The organism is Bacillus sp. 2205SS5-2 (assembly GCF_037024155.1).
Taxonomy (GTDB): domain Bacteria; phylum Bacillota; class Bacilli; order Bacillales; family Bacillaceae_K; genus Bacillus_CI.
In genome coordinates, this window is sequence record NZ_JAYKTS010000004.1 from 1 (window position 1) to 23,391 (window position 23,391).

Consider the following 23,391-nt stretch of genomic DNA (forward strand, 5'->3'; position numbering starts at 1 on the left):
CTATGAGGTAGATATCCAAAAATCAAAACCAGCTTAAATCAAGTAATGGTGCCATAGCCAATCTTTAAAAATGGTCATTCCATTTTAGGGAGGGTGCTTTTTTGTGTCAAAATCAGCATCAAAACCCATTTTCGTATAAAAAGAACCTTAGGAAAAGATCACGAAGTCATACTACTCAAGGGTTCTATTCCGATTCGATAAGCAGTAATCTTAGCGAAAACAGCCTTTAACAATGTTCTTCAAACGCGGATGTTAAATTCTCAATAATCTCCTCGAGGGCATGGTTTTCAATTTCTTCTCGAGGAATAAAATGAACCACTTCTGCTCCTTTTAGCAACGCCATAGATGGAGAAGAAGGTTCTTGATTAGTGAAAAATTCTCTCATTGCTGCGGTCGCTTCTTTGTCTTGACCAGCAAACACCGTCGCCAAGCGGTTGGGTTGTTTGTTGCTTTGAAGAACGGCTTGTGTTGCAGCCGGACGAGCAAGGCCTGCTGCACATCCACAAACAGAGTTAATGACAACGAGGGTTGAGTTGTCATCCTCCTTCATAAATGATTTCACTTCTTCTTCAGTCGTTAATTCTTCAAAACCCGCTCTTGTTAACTCTTCTCTCATTGGTACTACTATTTGCTTCATATATTCTTCGTATGCGTTTGACATAGTTTCACTCCTTAGCGTTCATTTTTACGCGATTCGGTCATTTGCTTCCAAACCGATCCTTTTGCTTCTTCTCCGCCTTTTATTCTTTCAATCGCCATTTTGATTTGCATTTTCACTTCGAACTCGTCATCATCTTGAGCTGCCTCTAGTGCATCTAAAGCCGTTTCATCGCCGACTTCATATAAATACATTGCGGCACGCCAGCGGACAATCTTACTTGTATCTTTTAAAGCCTGCATCATTTCGGGAATGGCTTCTGAGAATCCTAAATCTGATAAACAGTCACCTGCCGTTCTTCTCACGGTAACGGTTTTATCATGAAGTCCTTCATAAATTAATGGAAGAATTTGTTTACTTTCGATCATGCCCAAATAAACAACTGCTAGTCGACGAATGGCTGGTTTTTCATCCGCTAAAGCAAGCTCTAGAAGAGGAAGATCCGTTTCAGAAATGGATTTAAGTTCATCTAGCATGCGGTAACGTATACGCCAATCCTCCACTTTGAAATCTTCTGGACCAATATTTTGTTGTGCTAAAGTTACTTCTGATTCAGCCACTTCTGTAGGGTGAATCAGAGCTTCAAGCTTTTCATTTGGATACGCTGCTTCTAGCTCTTCCATGACTTGTTCGCCAATCTGTTCAAGCTCACCATAACGTACACCATAATCTTTCCATTTACGGTCAGTAACGACATTGTCACCTTGAACTTGTTGAATAGCTATTACAAATCGATCTGGTAAACTAAAGCGTTTCTCTTGTTCACCATCTGACAATTTAATTTGCATCGGGATGTTTTGAAAAAATTGCACCTCAGCTTGAACTTCTCCGAAATGATCATTGAAATCGGTTTGACTTCCTTCTTCATTGCCTTTTTCCCCAAACACTTCTCGTACTTGGCTGAGAAGACCTTGCCAATCATATTTAGCATTACGCTCAAGTGCTAAAAAGTCTGCTACATGATATACCCCTTTGATTCCTTCAATCAAAAGCAAATTGGAAATGAGAAGCGGGGCATCTCCTCGATTTTCTTTTTTATAGTTCGCTCTAGTGCCAGCTGGCAACTCTTCGTCGAGAATGATTTTCATCGTGTTTGGACTTGGTGTTGGTTCAATTAATTTTATCTTCATTTAAACAGCCCCTTTGTTCTTTGATATCCCCTTCATATTAACACATAACACGATGAAGTCTGTTGAATATGCTTATGAAGTAGATAGCTCCGAAAGATACGACCATCGTTCGATTAGCGTTTCTAATTTGTCATTTAATTCTTCTATCTCGTTCATACACGATTGAGCTTGTTCGAAATCACTACCCACTTTTTCTAATTGCATCTGCACCTCTTCTATTCTTGTTTCTGTCGTTTCGATGATCTCATCTATCGTTTCCCATTCAATTTTCTCTTTATAAGTCATCTTCTTCTTTTTTACAGTTTGCTCATTCGTCGCTTGAGGAACCTTGGATATAATTTTTTGTTTTTCACTGGTTTGTTTAGCGCCTTGCTCAAATTCAACATATACTGAGTAGGTCCCATAATACAACCCAATTTTCGCATTCCCCTCAAATACAAGCAACTGCTTGGCGATTTTATCTAAAAAGTAGCGATCATGTGAGACGGTGATGACAACACCAGGAAACTCCTCTAAGTAAGCTTCTAGTACTGTTAATGTCTGAGTATCCAAGTCATTCGTTGGCTCATCAAGCAAGAGAACATTTGGATTTTGCATCAAAAGCTTTAATAAATATAATCTTCGCTTTTCCCCACCTGAGAGCTTGCGAATTGGTGTTCCATGAGTAGAAAGCGGAAATAAGAAACGTTCTAACATTGAAGAAACAGAAAGTTGATCTCCAGATGATAAGGTGACTATCTCCGCTTCTTCACGGATATAATCAATCATTCGCTTATTCGGTGGCATTTCATCAAGTTGTTGGGTATAGTAGGCAATCTTCACTGTTTGTCCTCGATCTACCTCTCCTGAGTCAATCGCTTCCAATCCGGCAAGAATATTGAGAAAAGTTGATTTTCCGCTTCCATTATTCCCAACAATCCCGATGCGGTCTTGTCGCTTAAATAAAAAGCTAAATGAATCTAAAATCACTTGATTGTGAAACGTTTTAGACACTTCTTTTAATTCAAATACTTTTTTGCCTAATCGACTTCCTTTTAACGCCATATCCATTTCGGTTTCTGTTGAATAAGACGCCAGCGTAGAATCTAGATGTTCGAACCGCTGTATTCTGGCCTTTTGCTTCGTTGTCCGCGCTTTTGCTCCGCGACGCATCCACTCCAGCTCTCGTCGATATAAGTTTTTTTCCTTTTCTCGGGTGGCCATCTCATTTTCTTCTCGCACGCTCTTCGCTTCCATAAAGGCTTCATAATTCCCTTTATATGTATACAGTGACCCTTTGTCTAATTCAAATATTTGATTCGCCACTTTATCTAAGAAGTACCGGTCATGAGTAACAAATAACACAGATCCCGGGTATTTCCCTAAAAATTCTTGTAACCAATCAATACTTTCATAATCAAGATGATTCGTAGGCTCGTCCAGTATTAGTAGATCTGGTTTTTCTACCAGAACTTGGGCAAGGGCGACACGTTTTTTTTGGCCACCTGAGAGTTCAGAAATTTTTTGGTCAAAATATTGAATTCCAAGTTTTGTTAAAATCGTTTTTACCGTAGCACTCGCTTCCCAAGCTTGATTCTGATCCATCTCTTTTTGCACTTGAAACAATCTTTGTTGATACGTATCATTTGATGGGTCTTTTTCAAGATTTTGAAGCGCTTCTTCATAGCTTCTCATCAAAACAACAATCGTCGCATCGCTTTGAAAAACCTGCTGAAGTACAGTGAGGTTCTGGTTCAACACTGGATCTTGATCTAAATAAGCAAGGCTATACTCTTTAGGTGTGAGGAAAGTGCCAATGTCTGGCATATCAATGTCTGCAACGAGCTTCAATAAACTCGATTTCCCTGTTCCATTGATTCCAATTAGCCCCACACGTTGCTTCTCAGCAATGGTAAAGGAGATATCCTGAAACAAAGTCTTTTCACCGTATGATTTAGTGATGCTTTCTGCTTGTAAAACTTTCATTTTGTTCCCTTCCATTCTTCATGAAATCTATGTATAAATTGTTCCATAAACACATGACGCTCTTCAGCCATTTTTTTTCCGGTCTCTGTCGTCATAAGTTCTCTTAGTTTAAATAATTTTTCGTAAAAATGATGTACGCTGGAAGTGTTTTCCGTTCTGTATTGTTCTTCCGTCATATTCTCCCGTACTTCTTCGGCAGGGTCATAAAGAGGTCGTCCTTTTTTTCCTCCATAGGCAAAAGTTCTCGCAATGCCAATCGCACCTAGGGCGTCAAGTCTATCTGCATCTCTTACAATTTTCCCTTCTATTGATGTCATTTCCGTTTCATGACCACCATTGAATGAAACATTCAACACGATGGCTCTAATATGATTTTGATCTTCGATAGGTAAATCGGTCAAAGCCAATCCTTGAGAAAGGAGTTTTTCTCCTTCGATTTTACTCACTAATTTTTTATCCGCCACATCATGAAGCAAAGAAGCATATTCAATGATAACGGCACTTCCTTGCATTTCAAGTTGCCTAATCGCCATTGCGTTGTTTCGAACTCGATCAATATGATACCAATCATGACCCGATGAATCCTTTCCTAACACATTCTTGACGAATTTTTCTACTGAAGACACACTCATATAAGTCCACCTTTTCCATATCTACCTTATAAGCTGTTTCTTTTTGATGGTTACTTCTGACATCCTGAATAAACTGGGAGTAAGTATTTTGTCCCAATGTCAAAATAAGGTTAGATACATCGATTCTATTGAAAGAAGAAAACCACAACATTAGATCTTTCAAGGTTCAATAGCTTCTCCAAAAAACAAGTATTTTTTTATTCAGTCTTCTCCTATTATACTAAACGAATAATTCCTCATTGCAAATCAAAAGAGTCAATGAATCATTGACTCTCCTTGGTTATACCAACTAATTCCAATTATCTCTTCCCCTACATGAACCGAGATAATGGTGCCGATAGGACAGGTTTCAAATGCAATGCCAGGATATTGTTCGGAAAGCGATTCTTTCCACTCTTGTGCTTCTTTTTGATTTCGACCATGAAAAACCCAGGCACGATGAATAAAATGCTCTTCTAACGCCTTATTTAAATAGGAAATCATGCGTTGAAATCCTTTTTTCTTGCTTCTTACCCGTTCTTTAATCGTAACAATACCATCCTGAATCGAAAAAACCGGCTTTATTTTAAGAACGCTTCCTAGAAGATAGGATACCCCCTTGATTCGACCACTTTTATTCAACTGATTCAAATTTCCAACCATCACATATGTTTGGTTTAAGGGGATTCTTTTTTCAAGTTCTTCCTCAATCTCCTGAACGGTTGCACCATTTAAATGGAGGTATTTTCCATATAAAATTAAATCGAGAAGTGGATAAGATAAAATTTGTGAGTCGATAAATGTGATAGGGATGTTCACAAATGCCTCAGCTTGGCGAGCGGATGATAACGTTCCACTCAGTTTTCCGGAAAGGTGAATGGATATTATATGATCATAATGCTTTTCGCAATCACGGTAAACATCGACAAATGCACCAATAGAAGGTTGTGAGGTTTTTAAATCTTCCGTCTCATCTTTTAAAAAGTGATAAATTTCTTCATGGCTTATATTGATTCCATCCAAGTATAGCTTTTCTTTCACATAAAGAGACAACGGAACAACAAACACATCCTCGATAGGTTTTTCTTGATGAACAGAGCTGTCTGTCACCCACGCAATCCTCAAAAAAATCCCCCCTTCCTTCTATATGTATTACAGAGAAAAGGGGGTTATGAATGTGTCAATTGAGCTTTTCTAGCGCTCCAATGCAAACTGTAACGAGCTCTTGGAGGTCATCAACTTGTTCTTCCTTCATTGGTTCAGGAAAGCTATATTCCCATGAAACACTTTTTCCGTGTATCGATGAGTGTGTATCAATCACTTCAAACACTCGGTTTTCTCCAAAGAACTGATGCAATATATCCTCTGTTTTCACACTAACGTCTAAAGAAGCGCTTGAATAAAAACAGATTCGAACATAAGCCCCGATTGGTCTACTCGGTAGGCTAATCAATTCAGAAGATAGCATTCTCATAGACGAATTCAACATGATCTTAGCAGTAAAAGAAGCTTCTGACGACGTTCGAAAAGAAAGACTATACTCTCTTGACATTGCCGCTAAATCGACCATATCATGTCGACTTTCAATCACGATATCTCCAAGTAAATCTGCCTCATAAACGAACCCTTCTAAAACTACCTTTAAATTATCAAATGAGGTTGGATCAAACATTTTCACTCTCCTCCTAGAACAGCCCTTGGGCTTTTCCAGCCGCATCCACGTCCATGTGATACGCTGCCGGTTCCTTCGGTAAACCAGGCATCGTCATCACATCGCCCGTTAATGCGATAAGAAATCCAGCTCCTACTCTTGGCACTAGATCACGAATATAGAGCACAAAGGATTCTGGTCGTCCGAGAAGCTTAGGGTCATGAGACAAAGAATACTGTGTTTTCGCCATGCAAATTGGAAGCTCTCCCCACCCGTGCTCATTCGCTTCTAATAAACTATTTTTCGCTTTTTGAGAGAATTCCACGCTTGAAGCTCCGTACACTTTTTTCGCGATGCTCTCGATTTTCTCTTCAATGGAACTCGTTACCTCATAAAGGGGGGTGAACTCTTTCGTTGCTTGCATTTCTTTTAACAAAATTTTTGCTAGTTCTTCTCCTCCTGCTCCACCTTTTTCCCACACTTCAGTTAAAGCAAATGGTATCGTTTTTTGTTTGCACCATTTTTTCAATACATTGACTTCCTCATCAGAATCAGTAATGAATTTGTTTATCGCAACGACAAACGGAAGATGAAATTGTTCCATAGTATCAATATGCTTTTCTAGATTGTTTAAGCCTCGGTGAAGTGCCTCCACATTTGGTTCTATTAGCGCATCCTTTGCGATTCCACCGTGCATTTTTAATGCTCGAATCGTTGCCACGATTACCACTGCTTTTGGCTTTATATGACTAATTGGTGTTTTTATGTGAAGAAACTTTTCGGCACCAAGGTCGGCACCAAAACCCGCCTCTGTTACAACGATTTCCCCTAGCATAGCTGCAGCTTTTGTCGCCATTACCGAATTACAGCCATGAGCAATATTAGCAAATGGACCCCCATGAATAAGTGCTGGTGTATGAGCGATGGTTTGAACCAGATTCGGTTTCAGTGCATCCTTTAACAACAGCGTTAATGCCCCTTCAACTCCTAAATTCTTCACAGAAACAGGTTGTTTTTCATACGTATAGCCAATTACTATTTTACCTATTCTATTCTTTAAATCATTCAAGTCTGTCGCTAAACAAAGGATAGCCATAATTTCAGAGGCTACGGAAATATCAAATCCTTCTTCGCGTGGCACTCCCTGAGCCGGTCCACCTAAGCCAATAACCACATTTCGCAATGCACGATCATTCATATCAATCGCACGTTTCCACTGAATTCGTCTTGGATCAATATTCAATAAATTCCCTTGATGAATATGATTATCGATCAGAGCAGCGAGCGCATTATTTGCTGTTGTGATCGCGTGGAGATCGCCCGTAAAATGTAAATTTATTTCATCCATGGGCAACACCTGTGAGTATCCACCACCTGTCGCTCCTCCTTTGACCCCCAAGACTGGCCCTAAGGAAGGTTCACGCATAGCAATGACTGTTTTCTTTCCTAATCGTGTAAAAGCATCTCCCAACCCAACAGTTACTGTAGATTTCCCTTCACCCGCTGGAGTTGGATTAATCGCTGTTACTAAAATAACATCTCCCTCTTTTTTTGTTCGCAATTTTTTTAATTTGTCATATGTAATCTTCGCTTTAAACTTACCGAAGAGCTCCAAATCATTTTCTGATAATCCAAGTGTTTCTGCAATATCAACTATCGGTTTTAGAGTGGATTTCTGCGCGATGTCTATGTCTGACGGTATTTTCGTACGACTAGTCATGATTGTTCCTCCTAAATATTTTGTCTGCTAATATTATACTACGCTTTAGGACATCTTCACGCCAAATTCATTTCAAATTATGTTTTGTCTTTTAGCTTAGCTCTTTTCGGATCCATGGTAGCTATTAAATTCAAGATTTAATGAAATCCTTCATTTTTCAGTCCATTCTTTCGAATAATTATGAAAAAATACTTGGAAATTCATTTTATCAACAGGAAATATTGCTGAGAAAACAGCCATACCTAAAAAGCAATCACTTTTGAATTCAAAAGGATTGCTTTTTAGAGCGCAAATTAAAAATCAAAATTATTTAGATCAGATCCTACTCGTTTCTCTTCGTTTAATCCATTGATTTGCTCCATCTCTTCTGGAGAAAGTTCAAAATCAAACACTTCACTGTTGCTGATGATTCGATGTTCTTTAACTGACTTTGGTATAGAAATAGTATCATTTTGCAAATCCCAACAAACGATGATTTGAGCTGTTGATATTTGTTGCTTCACCGCAAATCCGTCAATTTTTAATGGAAATTAACAGTGAAATGGGCGATTTCAATCAAAAATCAGATGTAATCACCACAATGAATACGAAAAGAGTTAATCAAGAATATCTTCCCATAGAAGATTTGAAAGGGAAAATTTCACTTACTGCTGCGGGGAATAATAAACTTCTTCAAATGGTTGGACAACTACATAACCAGAGCCTTCAAATTTCATTTGGACCGACTCTCCACTTCCACGACCGAAAAAGGATTTTAGCGAAACATCCGTTACAAATTCTGGCTGCAAATTACCAGACCATGCAACAGTTGCATTTGGATCCGTATATACAGGACTTCCTGGCTCGACTAATAATGTCAGTGGTTCATAATGTGAAGTGATCGCGACCATTCCTTGACCCTCGATATGAACATTAAACAGACCACCCGCTAACATACCAGCCACTTTTTTCATTAATTTAATATCCCAATTCAAGCTTGGTTCAAATGCCAATAAATCATTGCCATTTACAAAAATGGAATCACCATTCAAGTTAATGATCGAAATTTTCTTTCCTTGGTCGGCAACATACAGCTTCCCATTTCCTGATGCTTTCATTAAAGAAGTACCTTCACCCGTTAGTGCTTTTTTAAAGAACTTCCCAACTCCATGTTCAAGTATACCCTCACGAACAAATTTTATATTTCCTCGGTATGAAATCATCCCACCTGCTTTAGCCCAAATATCGCCGTTTAAATTGATCTCTAAAATTCGCTCGGTTTCTAATTCAAACAAACCCTGCCCTTTGTCCTCCTGCTTAGTTTTTTGAATAAATTCTTGGACAGAAAAACGATTATCCATTTCCAATCACTCCTTTTTGAAATAATAATAGTGTCATAAATGTTAATGCTTGTTTTAGTTCTGCTGGCATATCCATCTCACGTACTTGTTTTGGGACACTTTCTTTCCACACCCAAGCTTCACCTTTGAGCGTAAAGCCTTCTTCCTCTGCAAGCTGCTTACATTCCCACGGCATCATAGTATTGCAAATAACTTCCTCTCCTCTTAAACGAGGTAAGCTATTCGAGCGTGGATGAGCAGTTGGACCTAAAATCCCTAATAATAGGCTTCCATCTGGATGCAATATTCGGTGAATTTCACGTAGGGAATGAAGAGGATCCTTCGTCCATTCTAAAGAATTAATCGCCATTGCTGCATTAAATTGATAGTTTTGAAACGGCAACGCGGCTAAATCACCCTGCAAAAAGGATAGACCTTCAGTTTCATTCTTCTTTGCCAGTGAAACCATTTGGTCGGATAAATCCATGCCAACGACGCTGTATCCATTCTTATATAGTAGATAGGATCCGTACCCATCTCCGCATCCAAGATCAACAACATGAGATTCCGCAGAAATGTGCTTGGTGAAAAAGGGAATAATATCCTTTCGACTCCCCTTTTCCCACATCGACGTCGTTCGACTATGCCAAGAATCAGCAGTATCGTCCCATTTGCTCTTTGCTTTGTCATGCCATTGATTTTCCACTGTACTCACCTACTTTTTTAATTATTTACTCTCACAATAAGTATATCAAAGAATTCTTGTCCATACTGTTAATAACAATAAAAGCGAGAAAGGATGAAAAGCGATGGAGTATATCGAACGCGTGCATCGTACTCAAGATGGGACTATCTTAAGCTTTCAAACATCTACCGGGCGAATCATCTCCTACCGAAAAGCAGTTCAAGCAGTAAAGAATGGGGAAATAAGCGGAATGATGGTTCATGAGTATAACGATGATTACGAACAATTAAGTTCTGCTATTGATGGGGATGCAACTTTTGACAGCTATCCTGATATTTTTTAATAGCTAATATAAACCCTTCCCTGAAGAATGTGAAAAGCAAAAGGCTTATGTCCCCCACCGAATACCACCAGACACAGGAATCATATTAAAAGAGCTTTATATAATGGCTGTATTTGCAAGGCTCTTTTCGTATACTTTGTTGCTTTTCGAACCAGTCTATAAATGGTGATATCGCTTTGTTTCGGGTATCATTTCGTCTATTTTTGATGGGAATCAACAGTGAAATGGGCGATTTAATCAAAAATTAGATGAAATAGCCACAATGTATGCGAATAGAGCCTTTAGAAAACAAAACTTTCTCATTAGGCAAAGAACACGAAGTCATACATTTCTAGGGTTTTATCGCTATCCAAAAAGCTACAAGCTTGGACAAATAGCCTTTAATAAAGAGAGCCAGCAGTCTCTCTTTTTTATTCCTAATGATGATTGTGACGATCGTTTCACTTAGTATGTCTTCCTCTTTTTTTAAGCTAAAATCTCTTCCTCAAGTTGATCTAGCAACTGAGATACACTGATAATAGCTTCTCCCCCTCCTTGAATAAACGTGTCTTTCCCGCCGCCCTTACCGTTAATTAATGGCATAACTCTTTTCGTTGCACCCTTAATATTGGTTGAGACTTTTTCTCCTTTTGCAACAACAAACTGAAGTTTTTGTCCATTTTGCACAACGAAGAGTACGAGAGTTTCTTCATGTTCGCTTACTATTTTTATGGCAAGTTTTTGAAGCTCTTGAATTGTTCGATTTTGATACCCGCTTTTGACCAATTTATAGTTTGTGTATAGTGAGCCTTTATACCATAGATCCCGCGCCTCATCATGGAGCAATTGCTGTTGAAGCGTACCGATGTGTTTTTCTTGATCATGTAGTTTTTCAAATAGTTGTTTCACTTTTTCGTTCATTTGTGGTTCAGGTGCTTGAAGCAAGCTTGTTAAGCCTCGCAAGGTTTGATGCTTCTTCTCTAGTTGATCCAGTACTCGATTTCCACATACAAACTCCAAACGAATATGTTGTTTATGCTTTTCCCAATCCAGTATTTTAATACTACCCACCTCACTAGTTGAGCGGGGATGAGTCCCTCCACATCCGTTATAATCAAACTCTGGAATTATCACTAACCGAATATCATTTTGTACAGAAGGGGCTTTGCGAAGAGGGTAAAGACGAAGATCATCTTTTGATATCCACTTTGTCTCGATGATCCGACCTTCTTGAATAATGGCATTTGCAATTGCTTCTGCCTTATGAACTTCATCTCCCGAAAGCTTTTCGATGTTTAGGTCAACCGTAAGTGTTTCCTTACCAAGGTGAAAGCTAATTGTTTCATAGTGAAAAGCTTCCTCAAAGGCTGCCGACAAAATATGTTGTCCTGCATGCTGTTGCATATGATCAAATCGTCTGTTCCAATCAATCGCTACCTTTACTTCAATACGATCATCATAAAAAGGTTCTTCTATGTAATGGCGGATTTCTCCCTTAATTTCTTCTACAGCTACTACTCTTTTTTCATTCAGTGTTCCTACATCATGTGGCTGCCCTCCGCCTGTCGGGTAATACAAGGTATCAGCCAACACGACATACCAATGACCGCTTTCATCTTGCTGCTGTTTAACTATCGCTGTTGTCATATTAATAGCATATGGATCATCATAGTAAATTCTATTCGTCATGTTTTATTTTCTCTCCTTTGTTCCTATCTGCCATTTACTTTACCATACAACCGAATAGAGAATAAATGAAGCATTTTATTTCACTTCATCATTTTGGATCGTAGCAATTTCCTGAATCTTCTAGTGCCTCTAAAAAACTCCACACTATGAATGATTTTATCTACTTTTCATTTACTACTCATTCCATCATGTCATTGAAGATCGTCTTCTCCAGATTACCTTCAACAAACGAACGATAAAAGCCACTTCTTAAAGAAGTGGCTTTTATCAATTGCTCTTTCGTATATATTATTGCTATTGACTTCGTTCAAAACAGATGAAAAACATCCCAAAACCTATCTATTTAACTAACTAGTTCCGGCCCAAATAATACTCTTATCCCAAGAACCTCTTTCACCCATTTGACTTAATAATAGCGCTTTAGTGTAAAAAAATAAGCAAGAATTTGAGTCAATGGAAACAAGAGAAAAACAAGGACTGGGAAGTAAGGGATCCAGTCTGACACAAAAGGATAGAGGAGAAGTAAGGCTGTTAGGACTGGGAATATATACCACATACTAATATAGGAAGATCGACAAGCCTGGGCAGTAATCTGCTTTTCACGTTCATCACATTCTTCAAATTCGATTGGCAATAATAACGCTTTAGACCAGGAATTCGTTTTTTTCTTCTTCTTCAATAGGATGACAGGCATGATTCCTGCAATTAAAAGCATTAAAAATATAGGAAATACATTTATTTCCACAATCCAAGGAGGATCAGGATCTTTAATAATTTCAGCGAAGCCGAGATAAGCTGAGTAAAGAGAGCTCATGCACCAACCGAAAATCAAAAGAATAGCGATAGTAAGCACTAAATTGCGATAATAATTCATTTTACTTCCCCCATATAAAAGATTTCTTCGACTGGTAGCTGAAATGTTTGAGCGATTTTCATAGCCAGTAGTAAAGAAGGGATATAACTGCCTTTCTCTAATGCTATGATGGTTTGTCGTGTTACCTCTACTTTATCAGCCAAATTACTTTGAGTGAGATTATGCTTTGCTCTTAATTCCTTCACCCGGTTCTTCAAAACCAAATCGCATCACCTTCCAATATTTTCATTTTTATTGTAATGTCTACTATACTTTTTGTCAAGTTTACTTTACATTAACGCCGCATTATTTTTACTAATGTTATCCACAATAGATGGTTTCAATATAATGTAATTCTCAGAGGAACCTAACCATTTAAACGAATATGTACAGTTACAAATACTGCTTTAGCTATAAAAAAAGAAGGATTACGTTTTGTTAAATAGGTCAGTTATTGTGGAGATAACATTAAATAACAATCTGAATAACATTGGAATTAACAGGTTAAACCACACATGAAATAGGCTGCAAAAAGCTCAGATTTATTTCTCTGAGCTTGTCTTTTTCAGGGGAGTTGATCCCATTAAAGTCCCTTTTAATTTCAGATTGGTCACCTTTTCCTGACAGAAAAATCAAGTATTTTTTTGTACAGCTCGTTCGAACATTGATAGTATTCTGTTACTTCACTTGGATTTATAAGAATTCTTTCTCCTGACTCATACTTTGCTTTAAAATCAAGTAAATGGTTGATGTCCATTCGATAAAAAACTTGATAGCCTACTTTTGGATAGGGGGTATTTTCATCCCAGTTTGGGTTTTCATCGAGGTCAACTATAATATACCCTAAAAGAGAGCAACTTCTTGTAACATATCCTTCTTCATATACTGCACGCTTTATACATTCACCTTTTTATAACAATAAAAAACCGAGTATAAAATCTTTGCGATTTTATACTCGGTTTCCTAAGTTAATTCTATCGTTTCTCCACGTTATCTGAACTACCTAACGTTTTGTATTCCTGCTCTTTTTTTTATTTTTTGACAGATGATGCAGGTATTAAATTGCTCGCCCAATTTCCATTTCGAAAGATAGGTTCTGTCGTGCCATCTTTCTTTATTGCATCGATATTTAGTTCCGCACTCCCAATCATAAAGTCAACATGAGTGATACTCGTATTAAATCCCATCTCTTCTAATAGTTCCGGCGCTTGATTGCTTTCATCTTTCACACAAATATTAAGGGCGTTGCCTAACGCTAAATGGCAAGAAGCATTTTCGTCAAATAACGTATTATTAAACACGAGATTGGTATTAGAAATCGGCGAATCATGCGGTACCAAGGCCACTTCTCCTAAATAACAGGCACCATCATCCGTATCAAGCAGTTTCTTTAACGTTTCATAACCTTCTTTTGCTTGAAAATCGACCACTTTTCCGTCCTTAAACGTCAGTGAAAAATCCTTAATTAAATTCCCACTATAATTCAACGGCTTTGTGCTTTGGACAATCCCGTTGACCCCGGTCCTTACTGGAATCGTAAAAACCTCTTCTGTTGGTAAATTCGGAACAAAATCTATCCCTTTTTCGTTTTGAAAGCCTGCACTAATCCATTGGCTTCGAGAATCAAACTCGATGGTCAAATCCGTTCCAGGACCTTTGTAGTGGAGTTTTTGAATGTCTTTCTCGTTCAGAACCGCCGCATGATGATTTAGTTGACCGATATGTTCCTTCCATAATTCAACTGGTCGCTCTTGGTCCACTCTGGTCGTGTAAAAGATGTTGTCCCATAGCTTTGATAACGCCGTTTCTGGTCGTTCTTTTGGAAAGACTGTTTCTGCCCATTCCATAGTTGGAATGGCTGCTATTAACCAGCTGATTTTTCCTCCAACAATATATTGTTGAAATCCTCTAAATGCCATCCCTTGTGCTTTATTCGATATTGCTACTCGATTTGGGTCTACATCTTTTAGAAGGGTTGGGTTCGGTGCATTTAAATTTAAAAATGCTACATTCTCTTCGGCCATCTCTTCATACCCACGGGGAATCCAGGTTGGAAAATCCTCTAATCCTTCCTCTGTCGCTAGTTCAAGGGTTAATTTACCGACGATTTCATCAAAATATTGCACTAATACTCTTGAAGTACCTGCTTTGTATGCTTTTTCAGTAACTATCCTGACAAAGTCCACTGCAGATACAGGAGAATTAATAATCAACTTCTGCCCTGGTTGAATGTTTAAACCTACCTCAATAATTAAATCTGCATAGCGATTTAATTTTACATCAAAATCGTTCATTTGAATCTCACTCCTTTTTTTGTAGATATTATGTACATACTACGTTTTATCAAAAAATCCTTTAACTAATGCAAAATAATTCACAGAAGATTTTCATATTGACACGATAATCACTAAAAAAATAACCGTTGCTATACGGTTATTCTTCGTTTTCTTCATTCTGCTGTTGAATCAATTTCAATGCTTCAACTCTCTCTGAATCGTCTTCAAAAAATTGGACCATATCTCCAATTCGATCAATCGAATCCCAACTTAAATGGTGTTCAATCCCTTCGACATCCTCGTAAATATTTTCCTCTTTAACGCCGATAATTCGTAAAAATTGTTCTAATAGGTCATGTCGATACACTAAGCGCTTACCGACCTTTTTCCCTTTTTGCGTTAAAATAAGACCACGATATCGTTCGTAAATTAAATAATCGTCCTTATCTAATTTTTGCACCATTTTCGTTACGGAGGAAGGGTGAACAGAGAGTGATTGGGCAATGTCCGAGACTCGTGCATAGCCTTTGTTCTCAATTAAAAGATAAATTTGTTCAATATAATCTTCCATACTTGGTGTTGGCATGCCGATCCCTCCCATACGTTTTTCCACGCGTCATGAAAATTTTACTATACGTTCAAAAATTAAACAAGGAAAGCCTATTTAAACACCTTCTGAAGTTGAATCTAATCGACTCTTCGTTTTAAGATTACTTTTTGCCAGCAACCCGTGTTGCGGAGCAAAGATAAACGCTATGGCAAACACAACTCCGGCCATCACGGCCATCGCCCCAGATATCGAAACATCTAAATACACCGCTAAAAAATATCCTAATATTGAATCAACGCAACCGATAAAAGCACTCAAGAACAGCATGACGCTAAAACGGTCGGTTAATAAATACGCGGTTGCTCCTGGAGCAATCAACATTGCTACAACCAGAATGGCACCAACACTATCAAATGCTGAAACCGTTGTTACTGACACCACACCCATCAAAACGTAGTGAATCAATAAAACCGGTATCCCCATTGCTGCAGCCATACTTGCATCAAAACTCGTCAATTTAAATTCTTTATACAGGAAGAAAATAATAATGATATTGACGATTAAAATAGAAGAAATCATGACCACAGATTTGGGTACATCCCCGAGAAACGGTAATGACATGGTATTCCACGGGATAAATGCAATTTCACCCATCAATGCATGCTCAACATCTAAATGTACGTTTCCTGCGTAGAGAGAAATCAAGATGACGCCAACTGCGAACAATGATGTGAAAACAACACCAATGGATGCATCCTCTTGAATGCCACTTGACTGAAATAACTGAACTAATAAGGTCGTAAATAATCCAGCTATTGCCGCACCAATTAGCATATAGAAACCATTTAAACTTTGGCTAACTAGGAACGCAAGCACCATACCTAATAAAACGGTATGGCTAATGGCATCAGCCAACATGGACATTTTTCTTAAAATCAAAAAGCATCCAATCATTCCACAAGAAATGCCAACAAGGCAACCGGTTAAGATAATCCAAGCTTCATACGTCATCTTTTATCCTCCTCTCTTCATGTCTACAACTGGCTGGATTTTATAGCGCTGTTGTAGATCAAGCATTTTCTGATGCAAAGTTTGAGCTTCTTCATTATTCATCTTTTCAATTTTCCCATCTTCAAATGCTGGGAAGGACACATCCGCTAATTCATTCGGATACATTTCACGTAATTCGACCATATGGTTAAGCAGGATGGTTTGCTTAATTACTTCCTCACCATCTGTTGTCAATCTATAGATGCCCTTCTGATTAAGAAGCCATCCTCGCTGTTCGAATCCCTTAAGATAGCGTAACGCTTTCCCAACAGAAATTGAGGATGAATGGAGCACCTGCTCTTTTGAAATTCCGAACTGATTACTTTGTTCAAATTTAAGCAATAAACTTTTTTCATTTATAATTTGATCATTTTTTATCCGCTTTAACCACTTCGATACTAACCCTCTTTCAGGAGCAAAGAGGAGGGAGAATAAGAAAATCATGGTGGCAGATAAGACTATAAATGGACCTGTTGACAAACCTTTACCTAAGGTACTAATTAAGGTACCTGAGACACCAGAAATCGCTCCAATTAAGCCTGATACGACAACCATAATACCCAGAGAATCCGTCCAATATCGAGCAGCTATCGAAGGTGTAATCAATAGCGCCGCCATCATAATCACTCCTACTGCCTGGATACCAATTACAACGGTAAGTACGAGTAAAGAAATGAAAAGCAAATTCAGTAGAGGTGTAGGCAAGCCGATTCCCTTTGCAAATTGAGGATCAAATGTTGATACCTTGAATTCTTTAAATAGCAGGAAGGTAACCCCAATTAATATCAAAGCAGTAAAAGCCATGATTTTCACATCCGTTCCGACAAGTGAAGCCGCCTGCCCAAAAATGAAACTGTCTAAGCCACTTTTATTCCCTGAAGGAGATTGAGCTACTTTCGTCAATAACATAATTCCTGCCCCAAAAAAGACAGAGAGAACCAGACCAATAGCTGTATCTTCTTTAATTCTTGAATAAGATGAAATAAATTGTATACAGTAAGCAGCCAATAATCCTGTAGTTGCTGCTCCGGCTAATAACACGATAAAATCTTTTTCTCCTACTAATAAGAATGCGATACAGATCCCTGGCAGTGCGGCATGAGCTACTGCATCCCCGATTAAGCTTTGTTTACGTAAAAGAGCAAAACTTCCTAATACTCCACTTGCCGTCCCGAGCAGAAGGGTACTCAACAAAACCCATTGGGTATTCGCATCATTTAGTATTGAATTCCACATTTGTTCCATTTTATACACCTCTTATGGTTGGATGAGCATTTGTTGTTCTAAGAATGCTAGACGCCCACCGTAGGTTTGTTGTAATTTTTCCATTGTGAAAACGTCTTCTGTTTTCCCAATCGCAATGGTTTTTTTGTTTAAAAGAAGCAACCAATCAAAATACTCTTTGACGGTTTGCAAATCATGATGAACCACTAACACCGTTTTTCCGTTGCTTTTTAATTCATTTAATAACATGATAATCGCTTTTTCTGTCGCTGCGTCTACTCCGACAAATGGTTCATCCATGAAATACACTTCAGCATCTTGAGCAAGTGCTCGTGCCAAGAAAACACGTTGCTGCTGTCCACCAGATAATTGACTGATTTGTCTAGAGGCATATTCTTTCATCCCGACCTTTTCCAAACAAGATATTGCAATCTTGACATCATGCTTTGACGGTCGTTTGAACCAACCAACATGACCGTATCTTCCCATCAAAACTACATCTAAGGCATTCGTAGGAAAATCCCAATCTACCGTTCCACGTTGGGGGACATATCCCACTTTTTTCGCTTTAGGAGAATATTTTTCTCCAAGAATTTTCACCTCACCCGATGCTTTAGGTATTAACCCTAAGACAGCTTTGATTAAGGTCGATTTACCTGCGCCATTCGGACCGACGATCCCCATTAAGCACCCGTTTGGAGCTTGGAACTCTACATCCATTAACACTGGCTTCTTATGGTAAGCTACCGTTAAATCTTTCACTTCAATTGCATTCATCATTTTCACCTCTATTTTAATGCGTTCACAATTGTATCAACATTGTGACGGTACATCCCTATATACGTTCCTTCTTTAGTGCCTTCCGCTCCCATGGCATCTGAAAAGAGTTCTCCACCGATCACTACATTATGCCCTTTATCTTTTGCACCTTCAATAACAGCATTTATCGATTTTTCTGAAATACTCGATTCAACAAACACTGCGTTGATTTGTCTTGCAACTAAGATTTCAACAAGCGATTGAACGTCACCTAATCCGTACTCTGAATCTGTGCTTAGTCCTTGAAGACCTTTCACTTCCATATCATAAGCTGCCCCAAAGTAATTAAAGGCATCATGAGCCGTTACAAGCACACGTTGTTCAACAGGAATCGTCGCGATTTGCTCTTTAGCATATTGTTTTAATTCAGACAATTGAGCAAAATACTCCTCGGCATTTTTTTCATAATACTCCTTGTTCTCCGGGTCTAATTCACTCAAACCTCTAGTTACTTCTTCTAAAGCTGTCGTCCATAGATCAATGTCAAACCAAATATGAGGATCAGTAATGCTCACATCTACCACGTCACTTCGTAAAGCTTCATCTGAAATGTTATCTGCAATGGCGATTGTTGGTTTTGTTTCATTCATTTTTTCAAAGATTTCTAACATTTTACCTTCTAAATGTAATCCGTTATAAAAAATAATTTCTGCATTTTGCAATTTTCCAATATCACTTTGCGTGGCTTTATATAAGTGGGGATCAACGCCAGGTCCCATTAAGCTTTCAACACTAACAAATTCTCCACCAATATAGCGAGTTGCATCCGCAATTTGACCTATCGTCGTTACGACCTTTATTTTACTGCCATCCTTTGAATCTGTTGAATCCACTCCACACCCTGAAAGGAATAAACCTCCAAGTAATAACATCATCAAACCAACTAAGTTCATCTTCTTCATATCCATTTCCTCCTATTGTAAAATCTGACCATGTGCAAATTCGCCCACAAAAAATCTTCCCTACTTTTGTATTCTATATTCGACCTAATCGTGACCATTTTTTGCACATACTTTACATTTTTTTATTCAGGACTAAGTTTTGCCTTAATGCAAATTTTAAAGCCAAACGAAACTTTTTGTCAACTATAAATTTTAATTTCATCTATTTTTATTTATAATTTACTATTTTGAAAATAAAATCAATTCCACTTCTTGACGCATTATTCGCAATTATTGTATATTTAAAGTAGTCAAATAACGCTTTCGAAACACATTTAATTATTCGAGGATCATATTGTCCCTTCGAAAAATTTTCTTCATGAGCATTCGTTGCTTATTAGGGTGTAGGAGGAATCAGAATGATGCAAAATGGAAAAGTAAAGTGGTTTAATAATGAAAAAGGTTTCGGATTTATTGAAGTAGAAAATGGAGAAGATGTATTCGTTCACTTTTCAGCAATCGAAGGAGACGGGTACAAATCATTGGAAGAAGGACAAGAAGTTTCTTTTGAAATCGTTGAAGGAAATCGAGGACCTCAAGCTTCTAACGTAGTAAAAATATAATAAATGTATTATATACTAGACATTAAAGGGAAGATTCTATAGAATCTTCCCTTTTTATTCCTCTTGGGGCTCATTAGTGTTCTACTGGCACCAATTAACACCAATCTTTTTGAAATTGTCCATTATATGGTTCATTGACTAATTTTCTTTCCTAATTCCTGTAGTTGAGCCCCAATGGTACACTGACCAATACAAAAACGATGTGCCTCTGTTTTCCCTTTTTCCTTTCGAAACTCACGCTTTAACCAACAGCCTTCGCAATAAGTATCCATTAAATTATCAGCTTCTATGATTGCTGTTTTTCGTTTCAATTTCCCTTTCACTTCCTTATACCTAAAGTTGTTTTTTATGACTATGTATCTCTTTGCCTTCTAAAGCTTGAGACGCTAGCTGATGGGCTTCTTTGTTTTGATTTCGTTTTATCACAGAATAACTTGCTCGAACCGGGAGGTTGTTAATTTTCTCTTCAATGCGATCTAACCACCGGTTGAGTGTTGCTTCGTAACAGGGCCACTCCCCCTGTAGTTGCTTAATTAAGCCCTGAGCATCTCCTTTAATTTCACAAACCGTATGCTGTACACCAATATCCTCCAATGACATCAGGGCTTCAAAAAGAGCAGCGTACTCAGCTTCATTATTATGTTGAATACTTTCTAAACGATTGTTTCTCCGGTAACGATAGGATTCTCCATTTTTATCATAATACACAACAACACCGATTCCTGCCACATTCGTCTCTTTATGAAAACCTCCATCAAAATAGAGAATGACATTTTCAGGTTCTGTTTCAAGCTGTTGGTTTAACTTCATATACTCTTTTTTTGACCACTCAGCCCCGAGCTCATCTACAATCATAATGTTCTTTGATTTACCTGACTTTTCAAGATCACTTATGAGAGGCTGCACGTTATGCCGTAACACCCAATCAGATTCAAATGTTGTTCCTTCTAGCCCTTTCCCTACATAATTGAAAATCACTTTCATTTTCATCATTTTTCCTCCTTCAATAACTAGTTGAGAAATGCTCGTTTTGTCGATATAATAATCGTTGTATTTTTAATCAGTATTTTTGGAGGATCAGTATGTATAACGAATGGTTTGGAATTTTATTTGTTTTAGTTAATTTTGCATTGGTTTTACTAATGTACCGTATATTTGGCAAAACTGGTCTGTTTGTATGGATTGGCATCTCCACCATACTGGCAAATATCCAAGTAGTCAAAACGATTGAAATTTTTGGATTAACCGCTACACTTGGTAATACAATGTATGGAACTGTTTTTCTTGTAACGGATATTTTAAATGAGAGATACGGTAAAAAAGAAGCACAAAAAGCTGTTTGGTTAGGGTTTTTTACGTTAGTGGCGATGACCGTCATTATGCAAATGTCCATTATTTTCCAACCTCATCCAAACGACATTGCACAAGAGTCGCTCGAAACAATTTTTGGACTTCTTCCCCGGATCGCATTAGGAAGCCTAGCTGCCTACTTAGTCAGCCAACATTCTGATGTTTATCTTTTCACTCTTTTAAAGAAAAAATTCCCGAAGGATTCTCAATTTTGGATTCGGAACAATGGATCGACGATGATTAGTCAGCTGTTAGACACACTCGTCTTTACTTCGGTTGCCTTTCTCGGAGCTTTCCCAATGGAGATTTGGATAGAGATTTTCATTACTACTTATATTTTAAAATGGATCGTCTCTCTTCTTGACACTCCTTTCGGATATATCGCCAGACGTTTTCCAAAATAAGGATTTTGTTCGCTCTACAATTCATCGAAAAGGAGTGTTTTGGAGATGGTGGAAGTATATATAGATGGTGCAAGTGCAGGAAATCCAGGACCAAGCGGTGCAGGAATTCACATTAAATATACAGGAAAAGCAGAGAGTTATTCCATTCCTCTTGGTATGAAAAATAATCATGAAGCTGAATTTCTGTCTTTCTTGTATGCTCTAAGAAAATGTGAAGATCTTAACTTTGAAATGGTTTCGTTTCGTTCTGATTCACAGGCTCTAGTGAATGCAGTTGAAAAGGGATTCGTTAAACGTGAGCAATATCGTAGAATATTTGTTGAGATTCAGGAGCTGTTAACTCGACATGAATTGTACTTTATTAAATGGATTCCTTCTTCTGAGAACTCTGTCGCAGATGCACTAGCTCGCAAAGCAATCGTCCAATTAAATGAAGGAGATATTATGTGAATAAAAACCGGACTCTTATCGCATCAACTGGTCTATTATTAGTCGCATTTGTATGGGGAAGTACCTTTGTACTCGTTCAGCAAGCCGTTTCTATCCTTCCCCCTTTCTCCTTTAATTTTCTCCGCTTTTTTCTAGCTGGACTTCTGTTGTTTTTGCTTTACTTATTTGGAAGGCGTTCTCGCTCTTTTGATTACTCTATCTTGTTTCCGGGAATTGTGTTAGGATTCTTTCTATTTCTTGGATTCGGACTACAGACGATAGGACTATTGCATACCACTCCCGCTCGAGCAGGATTTATTACGGGCTTAAATGTAGTGATAGTCCCGTTCCTCGCTCTATCATTTTCAAAGAAGCGGCCCAGTTTATTTGCGATATGTGGCGCGTTCTTTGCGGCAGTTGGGTTATACCTTCTAGCCGCCATCTCTTCCAATCAAGTCCAGCTAGGTGATATTCTTGTATTAGGATGTGCAGTTGCGTTTGCCGCGCACATATTTCTAACAGATAGATTTGCTGCAATCCATTCTGCCCTATTATTGGCAGCTATCCAACTGCTTTCAGCAAGTCTTTTTTCATTCGTGAGTATGTTGCTATTCGAAGATAGTTCATTACTACGGAACGTGGACGTCCTTAAACAACCAGAAGTGTTCTCAGGCATTCTGATCACAGCCCTTTTTGCAACGGCAGCAGCCTTTTTTCTTCAAACATGGGCACAACAATTTACTTCTTCAACCAGAGTAGCTGTAATATTTGCGATGGAGCCCGTATTTGCAGCACTTTCATCCTTTCTCTTAATTGGAGAAGTCTTATCGGCCAAGCAAATAATCGGTTGTCTATTCATTTTCTTTGGGATGATGATTGTTGAAATAAAGCCGAAGAGCAAATCATGGCTACACCGAAGAGACAATTTTTTCTCTTCTTAAGAAAAATTCCGATTTATATTAGGCCCTTTCCCCTAAAAAAACCAGAATGTAGTGAAACTACACACAAAACTATATTGATTAGTAAAGTTGATAATTACTCAAATATTAAGGCTGTTTTAGCAAAAGTTATGGATTTTCGTATCAATTTATAATCTAGATATAGCTTTGTTCCGGCATTATTCCGTCTAGTTTTGATGGAAATTAATAGTGAAATGGCGGATTCAATAAAATAGATGAAATA

The 23,391-nt window shown here is 38.1% G+C and carries 25 protein-coding genes and 1 pseudogene; 5 read left to right on the forward strand and 21 right to left on the reverse strand.

What is annotated here, in order from left to right; genetic code table 11:
• Positions 1-226 precede the first annotated feature (226 nt).
• From U8D43_RS03620 to U8D43_RS03665, 10 genes and pseudogenes are all read right to left on the reverse strand, one after another.
• Positions 227-661, reverse strand: a complete 435-nt coding sequence (locus tag U8D43_RS03620) for a BrxA/BrxB family bacilliredoxin (RefSeq protein WP_335869622.1) — start codon at positions 659-661, stop codon at positions 227-229.
• 11 nt (positions 662-672) lie between these two features.
• Entirely contained in the window at positions 673-1,788 is a 1,116-nt protein-coding gene (locus tag U8D43_RS03625) for a conserved virulence factor C family protein (RefSeq protein WP_335869623.1), read from the reverse strand.
• Positions 1,789-1,860: 72 nt separating this feature from the next.
• A complete protein-coding gene (locus U8D43_RS03630; RefSeq protein WP_335869624.1) occupies positions 1,861-3,753 on the reverse strand; it encodes an ABC-F family ATP-binding cassette domain-containing protein in 1,893 nt (630 codons plus the stop codon).
• Complete coding sequence (locus U8D43_RS03635) at positions 3,750-4,385, reverse strand: HD domain-containing protein (RefSeq protein WP_335869625.1); 636 nt, start codon at positions 4,383-4,385, stop codon at positions 3,750-3,752. Before U8D43_RS03635 ends, U8D43_RS03630 begins: the two co-directional genes overlap by 4 nt.
• Positions 4,386-4,640: 255 nt before the next feature.
• Positions 4,641-5,489 (reverse strand): DegV family protein, encoded by an 849-nt coding sequence (locus U8D43_RS03640; RefSeq protein ID WP_335869626.1) that lies wholly within the window; start codon positions 5,487-5,489, stop codon positions 4,641-4,643.
• A 55-nt stretch (positions 5,490-5,544) separates the two neighbouring features.
• Complete coding sequence (locus U8D43_RS03645; RefSeq protein ID WP_335869627.1) at positions 5,545-6,036, reverse strand: hypothetical protein; 492 nt, start codon at positions 6,034-6,036, stop codon at positions 5,545-5,547.
• Positions 6,037-6,049: 13 nt separating this feature from the next.
• Positions 6,050-7,735, reverse strand: coding sequence for a formate--tetrahydrofolate ligase (locus U8D43_RS03650; RefSeq protein WP_335869628.1), 1,686 nt, complete (start codon positions 7,733-7,735; stop codon positions 6,050-6,052).
• Between the two features lie 293 nt (positions 7,736-8,028).
• Positions 8,029-8,235 (reverse strand): annotated as a pseudogene (locus tag U8D43_RS03655) (aldo/keto reductase); the annotation flags it as partial.
• A gap of 144 nt (positions 8,236-8,379) precedes the next feature.
• Complete coding sequence (locus tag U8D43_RS03660) at positions 8,380-9,075, reverse strand: AIM24 family protein (protein ID WP_335869629.1); 696 nt, start codon at positions 9,073-9,075, stop codon at positions 8,380-8,382.
• Positions 9,068-9,760 (reverse strand): class I SAM-dependent methyltransferase, encoded by a 693-nt coding sequence (locus U8D43_RS03665; protein ID WP_335869630.1) that lies wholly within the window; start codon positions 9,758-9,760, stop codon positions 9,068-9,070. Before U8D43_RS03665 ends, U8D43_RS03660 begins: the two co-directional genes overlap by 8 nt.
• A gap of 103 nt (positions 9,761-9,863) precedes the next feature.
• On the opposite strand from U8D43_RS03665, the gene U8D43_RS03670 reads away from it, so the two are divergent.
• Entirely contained in the window at positions 9,864-10,082 is a 219-nt protein-coding gene (locus tag U8D43_RS03670) for a DUF3892 domain-containing protein (RefSeq protein WP_335869631.1), read from the forward strand.
• A gap of 465 nt (positions 10,083-10,547) precedes the next feature.
• Here the strand turns inward: U8D43_RS03670 and U8D43_RS03675 are convergent, their stop codons facing one another.
• The 9 genes from U8D43_RS03675 to U8D43_RS03715 form a co-directional block, all read right to left on the reverse strand.
• Positions 10,548-11,750 (reverse strand): alanyl-tRNA editing protein, encoded by a 1,203-nt coding sequence (locus U8D43_RS03675; protein WP_335869632.1) that lies wholly within the window; start codon positions 11,748-11,750, stop codon positions 10,548-10,550.
• Between the two features lie 406 nt (positions 11,751-12,156).
• On the reverse strand, positions 12,157-12,624 hold the full coding sequence (locus U8D43_RS03680) for a hypothetical protein (RefSeq protein WP_335869633.1): 468 nt from the start codon (positions 12,622-12,624) through the stop codon (positions 12,157-12,159).
• On the reverse strand, positions 12,621-12,827 hold the full coding sequence (locus U8D43_RS03685) for a helix-turn-helix transcriptional regulator (RefSeq protein ID WP_335869634.1): 207 nt from the start codon (positions 12,825-12,827) through the stop codon (positions 12,621-12,623). The genes U8D43_RS03680 and U8D43_RS03685 overlap by 4 nt, the downstream gene beginning before the upstream one ends.
• An 807-nt stretch (positions 12,828-13,634) precedes the next feature.
• A complete protein-coding gene (locus tag U8D43_RS03690; protein WP_335869635.1) occupies positions 13,635-14,897 on the reverse strand; it encodes an aminopeptidase in 1,263 nt (420 codons plus the stop codon).
• Between the two features lie 139 nt (positions 14,898-15,036).
• Entirely contained in the window at positions 15,037-15,465 is a 429-nt protein-coding gene (gene mntR, locus U8D43_RS03695) for a transcriptional regulator MntR (RefSeq protein WP_335869636.1), read from the reverse strand.
• Between the two features lie 78 nt (positions 15,466-15,543).
• Positions 15,544-16,440, reverse strand: coding sequence for a metal ABC transporter permease (locus U8D43_RS03700; protein ID WP_335869637.1), 897 nt, complete (start codon positions 16,438-16,440; stop codon positions 15,544-15,546).
• 3 nt (positions 16,441-16,443) lie between these two features.
• Positions 16,444-17,724: a metal ABC transporter permease gene (locus U8D43_RS03705; protein WP_335869638.1), complete on the reverse strand. Its 1,281-nt coding sequence runs from the start codon at positions 17,722-17,724 to the stop codon at positions 16,444-16,446.
• A gap of 12 nt (positions 17,725-17,736) precedes the next feature.
• Entirely contained in the window at positions 17,737-18,480 is a 744-nt protein-coding gene (locus U8D43_RS03710) for a metal ABC transporter ATP-binding protein (protein WP_335869639.1), read from the reverse strand.
• Between the two features lie 11 nt (positions 18,481-18,491).
• Entirely contained in the window at positions 18,492-19,424 is a 933-nt protein-coding gene (locus U8D43_RS03715) for a metal ABC transporter solute-binding protein, Zn/Mn family (RefSeq protein WP_335869641.1), read from the reverse strand.
• A 401-nt stretch (positions 19,425-19,825) separates the two neighbouring features.
• Here U8D43_RS03715 and cspD point away from each other — a divergent pair, with 401 nt between their 5' ends.
• The gene (cspD, locus tag U8D43_RS03720) at positions 19,826-20,026 is read left to right on the forward strand and encodes a cold-shock protein CspD (RefSeq protein WP_335869851.1); all 201 of its coding nucleotides are present in this window, start codon (positions 19,826-19,828) and stop codon (positions 20,024-20,026) included.
• Positions 20,027-20,157: 131 nt separating this feature from the next.
• On the opposite strand, the gene U8D43_RS03725 is transcribed toward cspD, so the two are convergent.
• Positions 20,158-20,337, reverse strand: a complete 180-nt coding sequence (locus tag U8D43_RS03725; protein ID WP_335869643.1) for a zinc-finger domain-containing protein — start codon at positions 20,335-20,337, stop codon at positions 20,158-20,160.
• Positions 20,338-20,359: 22 nt separating this feature from the next.
• Positions 20,360-21,016: a reverse transcriptase-like protein gene (locus U8D43_RS03730; protein ID WP_335869644.1), complete on the reverse strand. Its 657-nt coding sequence runs from the start codon at positions 21,014-21,016 to the stop codon at positions 20,360-20,362.
• Between the two features lie 92 nt (positions 21,017-21,108).
• Between U8D43_RS03730 and U8D43_RS03735 the strand changes: the two genes are divergently transcribed.
• From U8D43_RS03735 to U8D43_RS03745, 3 genes are read left to right on the forward strand one after another with little or no spacing between them, the layout of a single operon-like run.
• Positions 21,109-21,780 (forward strand): queuosine precursor transporter, encoded by a 672-nt coding sequence (locus U8D43_RS03735; RefSeq protein WP_335869645.1) that lies wholly within the window; start codon positions 21,109-21,111, stop codon positions 21,778-21,780.
• A gap of 45 nt (positions 21,781-21,825) precedes the next feature.
• On the forward strand, positions 21,826-22,230 hold the full coding sequence (locus U8D43_RS03740) for a reverse transcriptase-like protein (RefSeq protein ID WP_335869646.1): 405 nt from the start codon (positions 21,826-21,828) through the stop codon (positions 22,228-22,230).
• Positions 22,227-23,150, forward strand: a complete 924-nt coding sequence (locus U8D43_RS03745) for a DMT family transporter (RefSeq protein WP_335869647.1) — start codon at positions 22,227-22,229, stop codon at positions 23,148-23,150. The genes U8D43_RS03740 and U8D43_RS03745 overlap by 4 nt, the downstream gene beginning before the upstream one ends.
• Positions 23,151-23,391 lie beyond the last annotated feature (241 nt).

What these genes read in the sequence shown, in the direction of transcription:
- U8D43_RS03620 (WP_335869622.1), bottom strand. Translation starts at nt 661, where the DNA reads ATGTCAAACGCATACGAAGAATATATGAAGCAAATAGTAGTACCAATG.
- U8D43_RS03625 (WP_335869623.1), bottom strand. Translation starts at nt 1,788, where the DNA reads ATGAAGATAAAATTAATTGAACCAACACCAAGTCCAAACACGATGAAA.
- U8D43_RS03630 (WP_335869624.1), bottom strand. Translation starts at nt 3,753, where the DNA reads ATGAAAGTTTTACAAGCAGAAAGCATCACTAAATCATACGGTGAAAAG.
- U8D43_RS03635 (WP_335869625.1), bottom strand. Translation starts at nt 4,385, where the DNA reads ATGAGTGTGTCTTCAGTAGAAAAATTCGTCAAGAATGTGTTAGGAAAG.
- U8D43_RS03645 (WP_335869627.1), bottom strand. Translation starts at nt 6,036, where the DNA reads ATGTTTGATCCAACCTCATTTGATAATTTAAAGGTAGTTTTAGAAGGG.
- U8D43_RS03650 (WP_335869628.1), bottom strand. Translation starts at nt 7,735, where the DNA reads ATGACTAGTCGTACGAAAATACCGTCAGACATAGACATCGCGCAGAAA.
- U8D43_RS03660 (WP_335869629.1), bottom strand. Translation starts at nt 9,075, where the DNA reads ATGGATAATCGTTTTTCTGTCCAAGAATTTATTCAAAAAACTAAGCAG.
- U8D43_RS03670 (WP_335869631.1), top strand. Translation starts at nt 9,864, where the DNA reads ATGGAGTATATCGAACGCGTGCATCGTACTCAAGATGGGACTATCTTA.
- U8D43_RS03675 (WP_335869632.1), bottom strand. Translation starts at nt 11,750, where the DNA reads ATGACGAATAGAATTTACTATGATGATCCATATGCTATTAATATGACA.
- U8D43_RS03680 (WP_335869633.1), bottom strand. Translation starts at nt 12,624, where the DNA reads ATGAATTATTATCGCAATTTAGTGCTTACTATCGCTATTCTTTTGATT.
- U8D43_RS03690 (WP_335869635.1), bottom strand. Translation starts at nt 14,897, where the DNA reads ATGAACGATTTTGATGTAAAATTAAATCGCTATGCAGATTTAATTATT.
- mntR (WP_335869636.1), bottom strand. Translation starts at nt 15,465, where the DNA reads ATGCCAACACCAAGTATGGAAGATTATATTGAACAAATTTATCTTTTA.
- U8D43_RS03700 (WP_335869637.1), bottom strand. Translation starts at nt 16,440, where the DNA reads ATGACGTATGAAGCTTGGATTATCTTAACCGGTTGCCTTGTTGGCATT.
- U8D43_RS03705 (WP_335869638.1), bottom strand. Translation starts at nt 17,724, where the DNA reads ATGGAACAAATGTGGAATTCAATACTAAATGATGCGAATACCCAATGG.
- U8D43_RS03710 (WP_335869639.1), bottom strand. Translation starts at nt 18,480, where the DNA reads ATGAATGCAATTGAAGTGAAAGATTTAACGGTAGCTTACCATAAGAAG.
- U8D43_RS03715 (WP_335869641.1), bottom strand. Translation starts at nt 19,424, where the DNA reads ATGAAGAAGATGAACTTAGTTGGTTTGATGATGTTATTACTTGGAGGT.
- cspD (WP_335869851.1), top strand. Translation starts at nt 19,826, where the DNA reads ATGCAAAATGGAAAAGTAAAGTGGTTTAATAATGAAAAAGGTTTCGGA.
- U8D43_RS03730 (WP_335869644.1), bottom strand. Translation starts at nt 21,016, where the DNA reads ATGAAAATGAAAGTGATTTTCAATTATGTAGGGAAAGGGCTAGAAGGA.
- U8D43_RS03735 (WP_335869645.1), top strand. Translation starts at nt 21,109, where the DNA reads ATGTATAACGAATGGTTTGGAATTTTATTTGTTTTAGTTAATTTTGCA.
- U8D43_RS03740 (WP_335869646.1), top strand. Translation starts at nt 21,826, where the DNA reads ATGGTGGAAGTATATATAGATGGTGCAAGTGCAGGAAATCCAGGACCA.